The following is a 19,112-nucleotide window of genomic DNA, read 5'->3' as shown; positions in this document are numbered from 1 at the left end:
AATTAGTTTTGTTTTAGAAAATTAAACGTATACCATTTCTGAAAACAGTAATAAGACCATACCCTAAAAGTACTATCTTTTTTACTTTCTAAATGATCTTTAACTAATTTCGTTATAACATCTACATTAAATATACCTTGCGATTTAAGCATGCTTGGTTCAATATAAGATTCTAATTCTTTTCTAAGACTTTGTCTTAACCAGTCTCCAGTCGGTGATCCAAATCCACTTTTGCTTTTTTCTAAAAATTCAGGAGGAAACTGATCTCTAAAAGCTTCTTTTAAGATGTACTTTTTATTCCATCCTTTCATTAAATAGCTTTCAGGTAGAGTATTTGCAAATTCCCATAACTCTCTGTTTAGGAAAGGGGCTCTGCATTCTAAAGACGTCAGCATACTGGTTCTGTCTACTTTTGCTAGCATACCTCCTTCTAAACTCAAAATTTTATCGACAAGTCTAAAATCGGTTAAGCTTTCAATCTTTTGTTTTCCTAAAACGGTCTTATACTCTTGAAAAATATTGGGGTCATAATAATCTGGTGACATTATTTCGGCTAATTGATTGCTCGTATTGGCAAGTGAAATGATATCCCAATAAAAAGCACCATCATAATCAATAGCATTTAAGAGTTTATTAATCTGAAATTTTCTACCTCGCGTATCATCTTTATTAATAAGATACTTGTTACTTAATTTTGAAATACTTTTATGAAGTCCTTCAGGTACAACACTCGTGTATTTTTTATTCATTTTACCAATGTAATACTTGTTGTATCCACCAAATACTTCATCTCCACCATCTCCTGTTAAAGCAACTGTGACGTGTTCTCTTGTTTTTTCGGACAATAGGTGAGTGGGCAGTGCCGCAGTATCTGAGAAAGGCTCATCGAAATTAATTAAAATTTTGTGGATGTTATTTTTAAGATCGTTTTCATCAATTATAAATTCATGATGATTACTATTTAATTGTTTAGCAACCACTCTAGATTTATCTGTTTCATCATAGGATGCTTTTTTGAACCCAATAGAGAATGTATCTATTTTTTTGTCGGTGGTTTGTGCTAAACACAATGAAATGATAGACGAATCTACTCCACCAGATAAAAATGTACCTAAACCAACATCTGCAATAGATCTACTATCTACACTTTTATAAACTAAATCTTTCGTTTTTGCCTTAGCATCATCAAAAGTTATATTTATAGCTTTAGGTTTTGGTTCAGCGTTTATTTTATGAATTGTGGTATTATCTGATGATAAATCGTATTCAATATAATGATTAGCTTCTAACTTAAAAATGTTGTCGTAAATAGTATGTGGCGCAGGAATGTAAGTTAATCTGAAATAGAGGTTCAATCCCTTTTTCGAAATATTAGGAGTGAAATCAATCGTATTTATAATAGACTTTAATTCTGATGCCCAAATAAATTCGTTATCAGTATGGGTATAGTACAATGGTTTTTCACCAAAGAAATCACGAGCGATAAATAGCTTGTTGATGTTTTTATCATAAATGCTAAACCCATACATGCCATCTAACCATTGAAAAGATTCTATACCGTATTTTTCGTAAGCTTTTAAAATAACCTCTGTATCACTAGAGGTTTTAAAAGTAACACCTTCTGCTTCTAATTTAGATTTTAAGACTTTGTAATTATAAATTTCACCATTAAATACAATGACGATTTGTTTATCATCCGAAAAAATAGGCTGTTTTCCTGAGGACAAGTCTATAATGGATAACCTGCGCATGCCCATACCAATAGTAAATTGGTCATTTTCTTCAGAAAATAAGCCGTCTTCATCTGGTCCTCTATGAATAATTAAATTATTCATTGTATTAAGGACAGTTGTTATGTCGTCTTTGTTTCTATTAGTTTTGGCTATTATGCCGTTAATTCCACACATATTTTAATAAGGTTTGACTAATATTCTTAGATTGTGGTTTTTATTAAATCTATATATTCTTTTAAAATTTTATTCTTTTCGAAATCTTTAACTCGAATTAAACTATTTTTTCTACAATTGATTCCAAAATTTGGATGCTCCACAAAATAGTTAATGCCTTTTGCCATTAGCTCTATATTTTTAATGGGTACTAAAATTCCATAATCAGTAATCATTAAATCATCTTTTAAAACCTTTAGTTTCATGATTTCACTTGGTCCAGATTGACAGTTTGAGGTTAAAATTGGTAATCCACATGCCATTGCTTCTAATAATACATTTGGAAAACCTTCATGATTGGAACCAAATATAAATAAACTTGCAGCTTTTAAATATTGATAAGGATTGGAATCAAAACCCATTAAGATAACTTGATTAATGAGGTTTAATTCATCAATGAGTTCTTCTAATTCTTGTTGCATATCACCAATGCCAAAAATATACAATCGTATTGAGGGGTTTTGTGATTGATGAATAGCTCTAATTAATAGTTCGTGGTTTTTCCCTTTATCTAATCTGCCAACCGTAATGATATTAAATAATTCTAGATCAAACAAAGATGCATTAGTCTTTATAGCTTTTATGTTATCTAAATCGATTGGATTATGAATTACTTTTAACTTATTAGATGGTACTTCAAAATTATCTAATAAGTCCTTTGCATTTTCAAAAGAATTTGAAATTACTAAATCTGATTTCTTGTATAGTGAGCGAATCAGTGATTTATTAAACGTGGATTGAAAGCCTTTATAATTATATTGAAGGCTAGGGAAGGCCCTTTCATTAGTGATAACTTTAAAATTATAGAATGTTGATTTACTAGCAAGAATATTAATGAATGAAGGTCTTGTTAAAAAACTTAAACTATGGGTTATTTTTAATTTTTTACTAGTCTTGAATATTTATATGTTAAAAATGGGATTTTTAACGCTTTCATTATACCGTTTTCATTCCCTTGTGATTTTTCTATAAAATGAATTTTTATACCTTTTGGAAGTTCAAATTCAATAGTTGTATTCATAAGTATCAACTCTACATCAATATTATTATTAAAACAATATGAGGTTAAGTGAGATACCACGCGTTCTGCGCCACCTCCTGATAATGAGTAAATAAGAATCCCTAATTTCACTTTTAATTAAATTTTTGTTTGTAAACTTTCACAAATAAATCTTCGTACTTAGATAAAATAGTTTTGCTACTATATCTTTCACTAACTGCTGCGCTAACCTCTACTGCATTATACCTGTAATTAGAATTAATATTCTCTAATTCTGACACAAACTCATTTACATTAGCAACTATTTTACCATTTATATTGGGGTAAATAATTTCATTAATGCCACCAGGGGCATCAATTGCTAGAACAGGTGTACCTACCATACAACTTTCTATTATAGAATTAGGAAACCCTTCGGTATATGACCCTTGTAAATATAAATCACTTTCGGCTAAGTATTTTTCAACCTCTTTAGTAAAAATGATATGAGATATCTTATCTTTTAAATTATACTGGTCGATTAATGCAAAAATTTCATCGTGAAGCACTCCTTTGCCTATTAGTGTGTAATGAAAATCAAAAGTAACTTGTGATAACGCTTCAAGAATTCTTTGATGTCCCTTTTCTAAATCAAATCTTGCAACGGTGATAAATCTTATGAGTTCATTTTTACTTTTTTGCTCTTTAACTTTAAAATTATCGGTAATGGGATTATTAATTACAACTAATTTATTTTTTTAATATTAAAGTTTTTATGAAAATCATCTAGCATATCTTGAGATTGACAAATAACTTTATTAAAAAAATTGAATCTTCTCTGCGAGATAAAGTCAAATGGAGAAGATTTACCTTGATTTTCGTAATTAGCTAACACACTTAATACGTTTACCTCTCTAGCAATAAATATGGTCTTAGGGAAAATTAAAGAAAAATAGGCGGTTACTGTATTTAAGTGGCCAATAGCACTTACTAGTATGTCGGGTTTTGTTTTGCGAATATAATTGAATAACGCAATCACACCTTTTGATACTCTTGGTTTTTCTAAATATACAACATCAATATTTTTGATATCGTAAGAAGCATCTTTTGAATAACCAATAATAAGGAGTGTAGATTTAAATCTATTAGAATCTAGATTTTGTGCTATATATGACATCACCCGTTCTGCACCTCCAGGCAATAAATTGGGGAGTGCAAATGTGATGTTAATCTTATCTGATTTCATAACCTTTGTTATTGTTTAACCATTGTTTTAATACTAATAATTTCCATATTAGTGGATAATTATTAGCACTACCATCCATATGTTTATTAATCCTATTAGAGACGTCTTCTATGTTAATACCTGGAATTACTTTTAAACCGTCTTTACTAAGTTCTGTAAGTACATACTCTTTTAAATCTTGTCTAAACCAATTTTCAAATGGCATTGTGAATCCTGCTTTAGGTCTATCGAAATATTCTTTTGGTACGTATTGATACAATACATCTTTCAAAATACGTTTTTGATTTCCACCTTTAAATTTGAATTCAGTAGGAAGTGAACGTGCAAATTCTACAACTCTATAGTCCATTAATGGCGACCTGGCTTCTAATGAATACGCCATTGTTGCTCTATCTACTTTGGTGTTTATATCCCAATTTAAGTAGGTTTTAAGGTCGAAATCAGAAACTCTTTCAAGTAAATTTTTATTATTATGAATTAGATATTTTAATTCTTCAACTTCATTAACATACTTTCCACCTGAATGTCCTGAAAGAGAAATGTCACTTAACGAATCTAAATAAATAGATTCTATGGATTTAAAGGCCATATATTTTGATATAACTTTTAACCTATGAGTAGGTGCCAACGACGTTAATTTAGAAAGAATTACCCTAATTGGATACGGGATTTTCATAAATTGAGCCCCTTGGTTTATCCAATTGTAGCGATGATAACCAGAAAAACTTTCGTCACCAGCGTCACCAGAAATGGCTACGGTTACTTGTTTTTTTGTATGCTTAGCCAATAACATTGATGGTATGGCGGAAGAGTCTGCAAAAGGTTCGTCGTAATAATGGTGAAAGTTTTCAATTAACTCAATCCCTTCATTGTAGTTGCATTCTATAATATTGTGTTCTGTTTGCAGGTGAGAAGCGACTTTAGCAGCATAAACACTTTCGTCAAAACCTTTATCATTAAATTTTACAGAGAACGTTTTTACTTTTCCATCGTAAGTTTCTGATGCCATAGCAGCTATAATAGAAGAATCAACTCCTCCAGAAAGAAATACACCGACAGGTACATCTGCAAACATTCTGATTTTTACAGCATTAGATAGTAGGTCTTTAAGTTCTTTTTTAGCATCTTGGTAATCTCCTTTAAACTTATTTTTACCGTGATAATCAATATCCCAGTATTGTTTAGTTTTAAAAGTTCCTGATGTTAAATCAAATTTAAAAGAATGACCTGGTAATAATTTATGTATCTCATTAAAAATAGATAAAGGGTCAGGAATCGTTTCCCAAGTTAAATAAGATTTTATGGCATACTCTGAGATGCTTAGGTTATTATTATGAAGTTGTATAGAAGACACTTGACTTGCAAATTCAAAATCCTTACCATTATGATAATAGTAAAACGGTTTTTGACCTAGACGGTCTCTAGCCCCAAAAAAGCAATGGTTTAACTTATCATAAATCACAAAAGCAAAAAAACCATTGAAATGATTTACACAATCTTCACCGTATTCTAAATAAGCTGCACATATAACCTCTGTGTCACTTGTAGTTTTAAAAGTATACCCCTTTTTATGAAGGTTATCTTTAATGTCTTGAAAATTAAATATTTCACCATTAAACACAATTTCTATATTATCTAAATAGGATAAAGGTTGATTTGATCTTGCGTCTAAATCAATAATTGATAATCTGTTATGACCAAAGACTATAGAATAATTATCCGATTTATAAAATTCCCATCCCATTTGGTCGGGACCTCTAAATGCTGTGCGTTTTAATTTTGATTTAACTTGAGATTCGTTGTAGACTTTTGTACTACCATATATTCCGCACATAATTATTTATATTAAAAGTAAATTTAATTAGAGTTATAATTATTTAAATTTAAGAGTAATTGCTCTGATACTTGTTCAGCAGCTCTTTTGTGACCATAACATGTCCAATGGTGATCATTTTCAAATATCCAAGTTTTATCATTGTCTGAATTTAAAATAATAATTTGAAAACCTACACTTTTACATTTTTCTATTATATCCTTATTAGAATTAGGATGAAATACTAAAGTTATTCTACTTATATCGTAATTTAGTTTAATATAATCTATAAGATTAAAAACCTTTATATTATTTTCTTGAAGGTTTTCTTTCATTCTGTCCCTAAAACTAACTTGAGGTTCATTATTAAAAGGGTTTTAATCAAATCTTTTTATTGTACATGTAATATGCAAATTTCCAGTTATAAAGTATTTTTTTTAATAGAGGAGATTTCATTTTTCCTAATACTATAGAATCTGATTCTAAACTAAATTGTGTAATGTCTTCAGCAGGCGCAACCTCTACTAAACTTTGATAAAAATCTGCATCATTTACATATATTAAATTGGTAATAGGTTTAAATTTATTTAGCTGTTTTGAGATTTCCATTCCTTCAATAAAAGATACGCCAGATCTTCCTGCTTCGATGAAATTGTATTTAGGAGCGTTTTCTTTAAGAAAAACGGATTGATGGCAATCATTAGGATTCATGAAATTTTCAATAAAAGAATCTCCAATAATAGAGATTAAATTATCATAATTTTTAGGAAGGTAACCCGGCCATCCTAGTTCATTAATATTCCAAGCATGTGTTCCTCCTCTCCAAAAACCTTGCTGATTAGGATAATATTTTTGAATTCCAAATTCATCTATTTGCCTTTGTGGAATATCACTCACCCCATTTTTGAGACGTACAGTTATTTCTCCTATAACTAAGAATATTACCAAAAATGTTAAAATATTTTTTATAATCTTTATCATAATTAAAATTGAAAATAAATAAATGATTGATCTGCTGAGGCATCGTAATATAAGAGCATAGCCATAATTACTAAAGAATAGATAGTATATCTTACATACTTCGATTTAAACTTAAAAGGTGATCGCTCATCTTTACGTATGATATATTCGTAAATTACAAATAGTATTACTAGAACATAATAGTCTATCATTCTATATCCTAAAGGATGTTGGTATGTTGCAAATGAAAAATCTGTAAAAATCCTTTTTATAAATATGAATGAATCCGTAATAGTTTCAGATCTAAAGAAAATTCGTGAGAACGTAACAATAGCAAACGTTAGAATAAGTTGTCCTATTTCAGTAAGTGATGGGAATATGGAATTTTGAGCAACCACGGAATCTTTATAAATTGCATTTCTTCCCATTAAGAAAACAGGGATAAACATCACAGCATGAAATGCACCCCAAAAAACAAAAGTCCAATTAGCTCCATGCCACAAACCACTTACTAGGAATATGATACTGATATTGCGAATTGATTTTAGTTTACTTCCTCTAGATCCTCCTAACGGTATATAAAGGTAATGCCTAAACCATGTAGAAAGCGAAATATGCCAGCGTTGCCAATACTCGGCTACGTTTCTAGCAAATTGTGGAAATTTAAAATTAGACATCAATTCTATTCCAAATAGTTTAGCTGTACCTATAGCTATATCTGAATAACCACTAAAATCGCAATAGACTTGAAAACTAAATAATGTTACACCTAAAATAAGCGTAGAAGCAGGGTAATGGGCATAATTTGTAAAAATATCATCAACAATTGGACTTAAAGAATCGGCAATTGCAATTTTCTTAAATAATCCCCAAAGTATAAGTTTTAAGCCATCTACGGATTGTTGTTTATTAAATGTTCGTTTTTTTACTATCTGCGAGAGTAGGTTAGAGGCACGCTCAATAGGACCTGCTACTAACTGCGGAAAAAAGCTTACAAACGCTGCAAATGTTAAATAATCCTTTGTGGGTTTTAATTTTTTATAATAGACATCAAAAGAATAAGACATGGTTTGAAACGTATAAAAGGATATTCCAACAGGAAGAATAACTCGTAATGTCCAAGAGCTCGTTGTATTATAACCAATCGCTGATAACATGTCTACCCAAGAGTCAACGAAGAAATTATAATATTTAAAAAAACCTAATAAAGCTAAATTGAAACCAACACTACCCCATAGCCAATATTTTCTTAGCTTTTTGTCATCTGATGAATCTATTTTTATTCCAACAAAATAATCCACAGTGGTACTGAGAATAATAAGAGACAGAAACCTCCAATCCCACCAACCGTAAAAAGTATAACTAGCAATTAATAATAATATATTCTGAGCTCTAATACTTTTCTTTAAAACAACCCAGTATAGAATGAATACAATGGCAAGAAAAACAAAAAATCTATGGAATTAAAAATCATCGGATTGGGTTCATTTAATAAGGTTAATTTTAAAATCTATAAAGACAGTTCTGAATCAAATTTGGTGAATTTCGCGCACAAATTCAAAAAATATTTTCTTCTACTATGTATTTGATTTCAAATGGTGGTATTCATTGGTCTTAGCTAAGATTTTTTTAGAATTTCTATAAGCTGTTGTGATGCTTTTTTAGCACCTTTATAATTAGGGTGATGATAATCTGCAAAATCTTGGTCCTGATATTTATAATTTTTAAAACTATTTAAATCGTAAAATGGAATATTAACCTTTTTCATATAGGATTGAAAATAAGTGTTTTCATCGTCATTGTCATTTAATTTAAATCTTGATGGAGGGTAAGGTGCTCTAACACATATTAATTGTGAATTATTATCCTTTACAAGACTCATTATTTTTTTCATGTAACTATCGAAACGATTTTTATTAAAAGTAGTATTTTCAAAATTAGATATAGGTTCAAAATTAGATATTTGAGCTTTGCTTACGGTAAGCGTATCATATAGATAACCTTTAAACCACGTGTCTTCTTTTCTAAGTGATTTGTTATTAGAAAACAATCCAACCATATCTTGTTTTATATAGTTTTTAAATTTGACTATGGGAATACTATAATTTAAAATTCCGGTTGTCCCATAACCTTTGTATATTAAATTAAATTTTCTTTTATCAGAATTAAAAAATGAGGCATTAGAAAAGGTTTGGTAATAATCATAGGACGCATCTGAAGCCTGAAGAAATAAATCTAAAACAATATACTTAGGTTTTTGGTAATCGAAAATTTCTTCTAAAGAGTAATAGGTTTCTGCAATATCTTGTGCAGATGTGGACATGTTATATGAATTTGTATTTAAAACAGAATCTATAAGCATTGGATTAAAAGAAGCATATGCTCTACTAGTTCCTATAATTATTAAGTCAAAAGTATTTTCATTTTGATGTAGCGCTTCCCATTTAAGATAATTTCTATTGGTTTTATTCTTTACAGATTTATATGTAGGATACTCATATGTAACTGCGATTATTGTATTTAAAATTATAAACACGAATAAACCTAATGCAAACTGTTTTAAGAATTTTTTCATTTTTTAATTTAAAACTGAAAATAAATAAATGCTTGTTCCTCTCCTGTAAAAAGAAACATTAGCATAATTAGTACAATATATATAGACCATCGTAATGGTTTGTTTATTCTATCTATTCTTTCTAAAGCATATTGTCCGTGTCTTCCAAGCCATTCTATGGTGATAAATACTGTAACCAAAAATAAAACTGTGAAAGGCATAATTGCTGGTTTTGAGAATAATGAAACTGTAAACATACTTTGCAAATAATCTGTTGCATGTGTTACGGAATCTGCTCTAAAGAACACCCAAGCCAATAATGTTATAAAAAAGGTACTTGTCATTTGTAAAATTTCTCTAAAATTTGGAAGTAACTTATCTCCTGCGACGATATCTGTATTTACTCTATTTTTATTTGTTAATAATAAAGGTAAAAAATACAGAGCGTTTAATCCACCCCAAATTATAAAAGTCCAATTTGCTCCATGCCAAAAGCCACTAACAAGAAATATAATAAATACATTTCTGATTTTTTTATTTAAGCTTCCTCTACTGCCACCTAAGGGAATATAGATGTAGTCTCGAAACCAAGTAGATAAAGAGATATGCCAACGTCTCCAGAACTCAGCAATATCTCTAGAAAAATAAGGGAACGCAAAATTTTGTTTTAGATTGAATCCAAAAAATCTAGAAATACCAATTGCAATATCTGAATACCCAGAAAAATCGCCATAAATTTGAAAAGCAAATAGAAAGGCTCCTAAAAGTAAAGTGCTTCCCGAATAATCGTCTGAATTATTAAATATAATATTGGCATATTTTGCGCAATTATCTGCAATAACCACTTTTTTAAATAATCCCCAAATTACTTGGCGCATTCCATCAACTGCATTGGCATAATGAAATTCTCTTTTTTTATAAAATTGAGGTAATAAATTGGTTGCTCTTTCAATAGGACCTGCAACTAATTGAGGAAAGAAGCTTACAAAGGCAAAAAAGGCTACTATATCTTTAGTAGGCTCTAAGCGTTTGTTGTAAACATCTATGGTATAACTTAATGTTTGAAATGTATAAAAGCTTATACCTACAGGAAGTATAATATTAAGTGTGCTAGTGCTTATGTCAGACCCAAAAAATGAAAATGAAGCTACAAAACTCTCAATAAAGAAGTTGTAATATTTAAAGAAACCTAAAAATCCAATGTTAATGCAGATACTTGTCCAGAGTAAAAGTTTACGTTTTACCTGTCTGTTTTCTTTACTCAATAGTACACCAATACCATAATCAATAAATGAACTAAAAATAATGAGTGACAAAAATCTCCAATCCCACCAACCATAAAACACATAACTAGCAATTACTATAAGAAAATTTTGGTACTTCAATTTTTTGCCAAAGACAAACCAATAGAGTATAAAGACTATTGGCAGAAATATGAAAAATTCAAACGAGTTAAACAGCATAGTTGGTTAAATTTGAGTCGTTTTTATGCTAGGTCATAATTGCGATTGGTAAATATGAGAGTTAATAATAGTAATGTCAAAATAATTCTTTGAACTTACAATTATTAACTATTATCTACATAATTAGATAGTGAGAACAAACTAAACACTTAAAATTTAATTATTTGCAATATTATTCTCTTCTTTAACTTTATTCTAGTTAATAGCAAATAAAATTTTTAAAGAATGGATATACTTAATTTTATAGAATAAACATTTTTAACAGCAAAAGATGATTCCATATTTAATTATATTCTGATACTAATAAGAGAACTCAATATTAAATAATTTGCTTATTATCGTCATCAATTAGATAGCCTAAATAAACAAAAACAGCCATAAGATAAGGTTGGTTTATTACACTGTGCAGGCTGAGCATAAATACACACATTGTGAGTAGCATTGGTAAGACAAAATATTTTATCTCTTCAGGACATGAAAAGGCTCTACGATAGTAAACACCAAGCATAATTAAAAAGAATAACAAAACAAAAATTCCTGCATCTGCCCAAACGGCAATAAAAGTATTATGAGTTTGATGAATTGCACCAAAGTCAACTCCGTTACCTAATAGCGGGTTTTCATAGACATAATTTAAAACTTCTGCAACTAATTCACTTCTGCCAGAATCATCTATTTCTTCAAAATTTAATGACAATACGTTTACAAGATTATTAATTTTATCTCTTTGTTGTCCTACTAAATTAATATTAGCTGTAAGACTGTTTAAGTTTAAAAGTAAAATATACACTACAGGTAGTAAGCAAATTCCAAATATGAGTCTTAACCCTGAAAAAAATTTACTATTCAGCATTACTAAAGAGATGATGAATACTGAAAGTCCAGTTGTTGAGAAAGTTATAAATAGACTATAAAACACAACTGCTAATATGCCTATTTTAAGTATTTTAAAAAGTTTCTTTTGGGGTTTATAGATTTTATATATAAAAATGAATGTTAGAATTGTAACCAAGGCCATGTTATTAGCGTCTCCATAGACACCCTGAGCTCTATCTACAACATATTCTCCTATACCTCGACTGTCGAGATCAAAATTAATACTATTAAAATAAATAGAGATGACACATGATGTTATAAATGAGATAATAGCTGTTTTTTCAAAAATGCTTCTATTTTCAGGTAAGCTAAGGTAATAGTAAAAACCTATCACATAGAAAAAGGGAATTGTACTCGCTATGATATTGGTATAATTATTATGGATTGCTCCAGAAAAAATGGCAATGACAAAATATAAGATATAAAAGTAAATCCAAAGTCTCGCTGTTCTAGAAAACTCTCCTCTGTTTTTTAAAATAAGAATTATCCCTAATATAATTAAGCCAAGACTTAGATAAGCCATAACCTGAGCAATCGCCGCAGATATAAATATGGTTACTAAAACTTGTAAATTGAGTACAGTTATTACAAAAGGGACTAGAAAACAAAGACTTATAATTAGTTTATTTTTCATCTTTAAAGGACTTTAAAAATCTCTAAATACTTGGAGTAAATTGCTTCGATTTTAAATCGGTCTAACGAATTAATACCATGCTCCGCTAATTCTATTCTTTTTTCAGGGTTTTTAATGAGTTTGTCTAATTCCTTACTCATTAACTCAGAATTTTGATCTTCAACTAAAATACCATTTATATTATGCGTTATAATTTCTGAAGGTCCAGAAATACAATCATAAGAAATACAGGCCATGCCTTGAGACATTGCTTCTAGCAATACCATTGGTAAACCTTCAAATCGGGAGGTCATGATATATATTTCAGAGTCTTTCATAATTTCAGAAATCTCGTTTGAAAAACCTTCAAATATTACATTATCATTTAAATTTTCCTTGGCCGCTATATTTTTTAAAAATTTACTTCCTTCATCGCCACCTCCTACAAGTCTTAGTTTCCAATCTGGATTCTCTTTCAATACAGGCCCAATTAATTTAAGTAAATTATCAAAGCCTTTATGATGATAACGATTAAGTGCTCCAACAGCTAGTATTGTTTTGTTTCGAGCTCTATTTTTTTCTTTAAAAACGGTAAATGAACACGGATTGGGCATAACAAATACATTAACATCTCTATTTTCATAGTAGACTTTATCAAAATTAGTTAGTACAGTTAATGCATTACTAAATCGATAGATATACTTTCTTGTTAATTTTCCAATAAAATCCGTCTTTTCGAGATGGTTATTGTGCTCTGATGCAATAAGTTTAATACCATATAGCTTACATATGAGTGTGCCAATAAAATTGGTATGAATCATAAAAGAGATTAGCACATCTGGTCTATTCTTTTTGAAATAATAATGTTGTACTAAATTTTTAAAGCTTCTTATCATATGGTTTTTAATATTACCATGATGAAGTCTTATACGCTTAATATCTTCCTTAGGTTCCCATATATCTGGTTCATTAAAGGTTATAATTGAAACATCATTCCCTTTTTCTTTAAAGTAATTGGCTAGTAGGACTAATACGCGTTCTGCACCTCCTGAAGCTAGGGAATTAACAACAAAATCTATTTTCATTAGATTAGTTTTTTATACTGTTTGTAAGTGTATCCAAAATAAAAGCAACTGCTTATAATAAATACTAAGGAGGTGCTCATAGCTAATCCAAAAACACCATAATGTTTAATTAAAATGACATTTAATATTATATTAATTATCAAATTAGCCAAAGATATCCATGCCATAAAGCTGTTTTTATTAATAGTTGTTAAAAATTTGACAATTATTAATGTACAAAGATAGAAAGGAACGTTTAGAAATAAAATTTGTTGAATAGCTGAGACCTTTATAGTATCATCATGGGTAAATTGATCTCGTTCTAACCAAAGTTCAACTATCCAATCAGAGAGTATTATCCCCATAACAGTTGCTACAAAAGCAACAATAAAAACCCATTTTAGAATTTTAAATAAATATTGATAAGCTTTTTTTAAGTCCTCAATAACAAGTCTGGAGAAATGAGGTAATAATACATTTCCTAAAGACATAATAACAATAGCAACACCAAATGCAGGAATTCTATTGGCATAGCTTAAAGCCGCCAGTGAACCAACGATTAATTGACCTGCAAAAAATTGATCTATAAAGTTATTCATGGCCGAAAGAAAACCTGAAGATACTTTTGGTGGCAACTGCCTAATCATTAATCTTGAGTTATCGTTTAAAACGGGCTTTCCAATTGATAAGATCTTATATTTAATGGAGACAAAAGATAAAAATATAAAACCAATAATAGTACCTGCTAATGTACCATATGCTAGAACCATAGGTCCCAATGTGTCTAAAAAGCAAGAAAGAAATAGAATCATTGTGAGTAATGGAAAGATTCCAGAGATGGTGGATATTAAAAAGCGATTTTCAACTTCTAAAAGTCCAACCATGACTGATTCAATTCCCCAAAATAATAAACATGGCAAAATTATATACAGCTGATTTTTAACTAATTGGTAATTTACTTCTGGTTGATTAGGGTAGATAATATCTAGTATAAAATCTATTGAGAAATATGAGATTAGTATTGAAACAATTGAAATACCTATTGTTATTAGAAAAACTATAGTTTGAAAACTGGATTTATTACCATCATTTTTTAATTCAGCAATATAGTTTGGTATAAATAAATTTGTAAGTGAACTTATGAATACACTATTAATGAAAGTAGGGATTAATGACGCAATTATAAAAGTGTCTATAACTTCGTCTAGTCCAAAACTACCAGCAATAATTGTTTCTTTATAAAATGCAACTGCTTTAAGAAGAAAAGTTACAACTGCAACAATTGCCATACTTTTAAATATAGGATTCTGCAGAGCAATGTTTGCTTTTTCTAATAATTTTTTAATTAACATATTTAATTATCAAATACATTTTTATTATCTGTAAATAAACTTAATAAGATCAAAACTAATGCGATAATATGTTTTTTACAAAGGCTTAATTGTATGAATTACTGTAGGTATAGTTTATTTAAGGCATAATATTTTTTAAGGACACAAATATGAATAAAATAATTGAAAATCAGATTATTATTACGTGAAGTCTATTGTTTTCGGTTTAAATACAAATTTTATAAGAAATTATCTAAAGTTATGATCAGATGGGAAACCTATAACTCTAATTAAGTTCATATTCTTAGCATAATCTATCAATTAACTTTATTTATTTGAAAATTGTTGTTAGATTTTTAAATTTTAGACCTCAAATTCTCAATTTTTAATGAACTTAATCACTGGTTATTTTGTAATAAAATCCGTTAAAGTGTTAAATATTCCGACAACAAACATCTAAACTTGTAATGTAATCGTATATAACTCTAAGTTTGAAAACTATTTTTTCATATGTAAAAACTTACAATAAAATCCTTTTAAACGAATATATTAACATTGCAATGTATTTTATCGAATAATTAATCCTTTAAGCTAAAAAAGATATTTTAATTTTATAGATTGCCATACCTACTTAATTAAAATACCTTAAGAATTTATGAAAATTTTTAAAACCTTCCCAACTTCAATTGGTTATTTTCCAATACTATTCATATTACTTTCTTTTTCTAATTTATCAGCACAGCAACTAGCTTTCCCTTCTGCAAAAGGAGCAGGAGCTTATGCATCAGGCGGTAGAGGTGGACAGGTAATTCATGTAACAACATTAAACTGGGATGGACCAGGAAGTTTAAAAGAGGCTATCACTACGCCAGGACCCAGGACAATAGTATTTGACGTAAGTGGAGAAATAGACGCAACGGCAATGGGTGATTATGAAACATTAGTTTCGGGTTCTGAATATGGTAATTTAACAATAGCCGGTCAAACAGCTCCTAAAGGAGGAATCACAATAAAAACCAGTTTTTTTGTGCTAAATGAGGTTGATAATGTGATTTTGAGATTTTTAAGGTTCAGAAACAATTCTTCACATTCTAATTCAGATGCGGTTTGGTTATTAGGTTCTGATACTGTTATTTATGATCATTGTACGTTTAGTCATGGTAATGATGAAGGACTTGATGTGAGTTCTTCTGCTAGTCCTAGATCGTCAAATAACATAACTATTCAAAATTGTTTTATACAAGATAGTAAAACAGGATCATTGATGGGGGATAAGTCAGCAACTGGAAGTTTTACTTTTACCAATAATGCGATCAGTGGTATTTCTCATAGGTTTCCAAATACAACAGCAGATACAAATGGTCAGATTGATGTGGTTAATAATGTGGTTTATAATTGGAACAACCGACTTATTAGAGCTACTGGAAATGGAAATTATAATATTATTAATAATTATTATAAGTCATCAAAAGAAGGCTTAAGACGAGCTGGATGGTATCCTGGTAATACTGAAATCACTTCAAGATTACATAAGTTACAAGTTCAACTAACAGATAATCCGCTTATTTACACATCAGGAAGTGTAATTACAGGACAAAGAGAAGTCCCTCTAGAGGATGATTCTGATATGTGGCAGTATTTTGCTGGTTCTAACTCAGCCTTCCCTGAAGGTAATCCAGTGGCAAATAATTTTTTTACAAGCACTCAGTTTCCGTTAGCAGGAGAAGCTTTTACCATAAAAACAGCAAACCAAGCTTATTTAGATGTATTGAATGATGTTGGTGCTAATAAAACATTAAATGCTAATGGTACTATAAATGAGTATTTGGATACTAAGGATGCAAATGATATATCAATGATACAAGATGATACATTTGTTAGTTATAGTTCATCTAATTTTACATATTTTCCTAGAAGTGAGATTCCTTACCCTACAATTCCGCAAAATACGAGATCTTCAGATTTCTACGCTTCAAACCCACACATACCAGAAGTTTGGTTTGCTGCAAACGTTCCAGCAGGTCAAAATCACAACGACATAGCACCAAGCGGTTACACGTGGTTAGAAGAATACCTTAATGGTGTAGATGCCGACTCTGAAACTGCAGCAATAGGAATTGAAAGCATAGCAGTAACTCCTGCCACTGCAGAATTGCAAATATCAGAAACACTACAGTTAATAGCCACAATAACACCATCAAATGCTTCGAATCAGAGTGGGGAGTGGACTTCAAGCGATGAATCTATAGCAACAGTAGATTCTAACGGATTAGTGACTCCGGTTTCATTAGGTGATGTTACAATTACATTTACTACTAATGATGGAGGATTTACAGACACCTCCGAAATAACGGTTTTTCCTGAAGCGCTCCAAGCGAGCGCAGGTACTGACCAACAAATTTGTGAAGGCGAAAGCGTCACACTTACAGCGAGTGGAGGAACAAGTTATGTTTGGGGTACAGGTGAAACTACTGAAAGTATTGAAGTAACTCCTAATGCAACAATAACATATACTGTAACTGTTTCAGATGATTTTGGTCAATCCGAAGAAGCGAGTGTTACTGTAACAGTAAACAGCATACCTTTAGCAAACGCAGGGGAAGATCAAACTATTTGCTTAGGTCAATCTGCAACACTGGTTGCTACCGGAGGAGTCTCTTATTTATGGAATACAGGTGAAACTACAGCTTCAATTGAGGTAAATCCATTAGTAGAAACAAGCTATAGTGTTGAAGTAAGTAATGAGAACTGTTCGATCATAGATGAAATTACTGTTTTTGTAGCCGAAATTCCAAATATTACTATTTCTGAAGATATTGTAATTGTTGAAGGTGAGACAACTACGCTTACAGCAACTGGTGGAGAAAACTACGAATGGAGCACAAGTGAAACTACAGAATCTATAGAGGTAAATCCAGCAGAAACAACAACATATACAGTTAACTCTGTTAGTGGGAGTGGATGTGTAAGTAGTGCTAATGTTACTGTAACAGTAATAGCCGAAATCATAGCTGATGCTGGTGAAGATGTTACTATTTGTGATGGAGAATTCGTTACTTTATCTGCCTCAGGTGGATTAACCTATCTATGGAATACAGGAGATTCAGGTTCTGAACTTATTATTAACCCTACGATTACAACAACCTATACAGTAACTGTGGAAGATGAGTATGGTTATACTAAAGATGATAGTGTTACTGTATTTGTAAATGAATCACCAAATATTACAGTTGGTGATGACGTGTTCATTATGATAGGTGATTCTACAACACTTACGGCTAATGGAGGGAATAATTTTGTTTGGAGTACAGGAGAAACTACAAATGAAATTTCAGTAAGTCCAGATGTAACAACAACATATATAGTTACAGGATTTTCAGAAAATGGTTGTCAAAATACTGCTGAGGTTACTGTAACTGTAGTAGAAGTATTAAATGCCAATGCTGGAGAAGACGTTTCAATCTGTTTAGGAGAAAGCGTAACGTTAAATGCTTCAGGAGGCATAACTTACATTTGGAATACAGGTGGATCAGTTGCAACACCAACAGTTACACCTACAGAAACCACAACTTACACAGTTACAATTGCTGATGGCTTTGGAAACTCGGATACAGATGATGTTATTGTAACCGTCAATCCATTACCAATAGCAAATGCAGGAGAAAACCAAACTATTTGTGTAGGTGAGTTTGTAAATTTAACAGCTGAAGGTGGGGATACTTATTTATGGAATACTGGTGAGACTACAGCTAATATTACAGTAAATCCCAATGAAGACACTATATATACAGTAGAGACATTCTCTAACAATTGTTCAGATAGTGCTGATGTTACCGTATTTGTTTCTACCATGCCAGAGTTTGTTGTAAGTGAAGATATAACGATTACAACTGGTAGTTCTACGACACTTCTAGTGAGTGGAGGAGATTCTTACTTATGGAATACAGGTGACACTTCCAATTCAATTGAGGTTAGTCCTATAGAAACAACAACTTATAGTGTTACAGGTTTTTCTGCTAATGGATGTCAGAGTGTAGCGGAAGTTACTGTAACAGTCATAGCAGAAGTTAATGCAGATGCAGGTAATGATGTTGCTATTTGTTTTGGCGAAAGTGTTACATTAAATGCTTCTGGCGGAATAAATTACACATGGAGTACAGGTGAAACAGGTGATTCTCTAACTTTAAATCCAACAGAAACTACAACTTACACGGTAACAGTAACGGATAGTTTTGGGAATTCAGATATAGATAGTGTAACGGTTACT

At 30.5% G+C, this 19,112-nt stretch carries 15 protein-coding genes and 1 pseudogene; 1 reads left to right on the top strand and 15 read right to left on the bottom strand.

Annotated elements, in window-relative coordinates:
• Positions 1 to 2: 2 nt before the first annotated feature.
• The 15 genes and pseudogenes from asnB (ADIWIN_RS18900) to murJ form a co-directional block, all read right to left on the bottom strand.
• Positions 3 to 1,907, bottom strand: a complete 1,905-nt coding sequence (asnB, locus tag ADIWIN_RS18900) for an asparagine synthase (glutamine-hydrolyzing) (protein WP_040757744.1) — start codon at positions 1,905 to 1,907, stop codon at positions 3 to 5.
• Positions 1,908 to 1,933: 26 nt separating this feature from the next.
• On the bottom strand, positions 1,934 to 2,503 hold the full coding sequence (locus ADIWIN_RS20650) for a glycosyltransferase (RefSeq protein ID WP_020896252.1): 570 nt from the start codon (positions 2,501 to 2,503) through the stop codon (positions 1,934 to 1,936).
• Positions 2,504 to 2,593: 90 nt separating this feature from the next.
• Positions 2,594 to 2,662, bottom strand: a pseudogene (locus ADIWIN_RS22265) (hypothetical protein); the annotation flags it as partial.
• Positions 2,663 to 2,823: 161 nt separating this feature from the next.
• On the bottom strand, positions 2,824 to 3,078 hold the full coding sequence (locus ADIWIN_RS19815) for a glycosyltransferase family protein (RefSeq protein WP_020896251.1): 255 nt from the start codon (positions 3,076 to 3,078) through the stop codon (positions 2,824 to 2,826).
• A 2-nt stretch (positions 3,079 to 3,080) separates the two neighbouring features.
• Positions 3,081 to 3,596, bottom strand: a complete 516-nt coding sequence (locus ADIWIN_RS18890) for a glycosyltransferase (RefSeq protein ID WP_235047157.1) — start codon at positions 3,594 to 3,596, stop codon at positions 3,081 to 3,083.
• 74 nt (positions 3,597 to 3,670) lie between these two features.
• On the bottom strand, positions 3,671 to 4,171 hold the full coding sequence (locus tag ADIWIN_RS18885) for a glycosyltransferase (protein ID WP_020896249.1): 501 nt from the start codon (positions 4,169 to 4,171) through the stop codon (positions 3,671 to 3,673).
• Positions 4,158 to 6,005, bottom strand: coding sequence for an asparagine synthase (glutamine-hydrolyzing) (asnB, locus tag ADIWIN_RS18880; RefSeq protein WP_020896248.1), 1,848 nt, complete (start codon positions 6,003 to 6,005; stop codon positions 4,158 to 4,160). The genes ADIWIN_RS18885 and asnB (ADIWIN_RS18880) overlap by 14 nt, the downstream gene beginning before the upstream one ends.
• Positions 6,006 to 6,028: 23 nt before the next feature.
• The gene (locus ADIWIN_RS18875) at positions 6,029 to 6,319 is read right to left on the bottom strand and encodes a hypothetical protein (RefSeq protein WP_020896247.1); all 291 of its coding nucleotides are present in this window, start codon (positions 6,317 to 6,319) and stop codon (positions 6,029 to 6,031) included.
• Positions 6,320 to 6,365: 46 nt separating this feature from the next.
• Positions 6,366 to 6,965: a hypothetical protein gene (locus ADIWIN_RS18870; protein ID WP_040757743.1), complete on the bottom strand. Its 600-nt coding sequence runs from the start codon at positions 6,963 to 6,965 to the stop codon at positions 6,366 to 6,368.
• A gap of 2 nt (positions 6,966 to 6,967) precedes the next feature.
• Positions 6,968 to 8,245 (bottom strand): MBOAT family O-acyltransferase, encoded by a 1,278-nt coding sequence (locus ADIWIN_RS18865; protein ID WP_020896245.1) that lies wholly within the window; start codon positions 8,243 to 8,245, stop codon positions 6,968 to 6,970.
• A gap of 317 nt (positions 8,246 to 8,562) precedes the next feature.
• Positions 8,563 to 9,519 carry an LB_356 family protein gene (locus ADIWIN_RS18860; RefSeq protein WP_020896243.1) on the bottom strand — a complete coding sequence of 319 codons (957 nt, stop codon included), beginning with the start codon at positions 9,517 to 9,519 and terminating at the stop codon, positions 8,563 to 8,565.
• An 8-nt stretch (positions 9,520 to 9,527) separates the two neighbouring features.
• Positions 9,528 to 10,961 (bottom strand): MBOAT family O-acyltransferase, encoded by a 1,434-nt coding sequence (locus tag ADIWIN_RS18855; protein WP_040757741.1) that lies wholly within the window; start codon positions 10,959 to 10,961, stop codon positions 9,528 to 9,530.
• Positions 10,962 to 11,280: 319 nt separating this feature from the next.
• Positions 11,281 to 12,471 (bottom strand): O-antigen ligase family protein, encoded by a 1,191-nt coding sequence (locus ADIWIN_RS18850; protein WP_020896241.1) that lies wholly within the window; start codon positions 12,469 to 12,471, stop codon positions 11,281 to 11,283.
• A gap of 2 nt (positions 12,472 to 12,473) precedes the next feature.
• A complete protein-coding gene (locus ADIWIN_RS18845; RefSeq protein WP_020896240.1) occupies positions 12,474 to 13,535 on the bottom strand; it encodes a glycosyltransferase family 4 protein in 1,062 nt (353 codons plus the stop codon).
• On the bottom strand, positions 13,535 to 14,866 hold the full coding sequence (gene murJ, locus ADIWIN_RS18840; RefSeq protein WP_040757740.1) for a murein biosynthesis integral membrane protein MurJ: 1,332 nt from the start codon (positions 14,864 to 14,866) through the stop codon (positions 13,535 to 13,537). Before murJ ends, ADIWIN_RS18845 begins: the two co-directional genes overlap by 1 nt.
• 634 nt (positions 14,867 to 15,500) lie before the next feature.
• Here murJ and ADIWIN_RS19810 point away from each other — a divergent pair.
• Positions 15,501 to 19,112: Ig-like domain-containing protein (locus ADIWIN_RS19810; RefSeq protein ID WP_200859830.1), on the top strand; the 3,612-nt coding region annotated here is incomplete at its 3' end.

Source organism: Winogradskyella psychrotolerans RS-3 (assembly GCF_000427335.1).
Classification (GTDB): Bacteria; Bacteroidota; Bacteroidia; order Flavobacteriales; family Flavobacteriaceae; genus Winogradskyella; species Winogradskyella psychrotolerans.
This window is presented reverse-complemented; position numbering and strand designations above follow the sequence as displayed.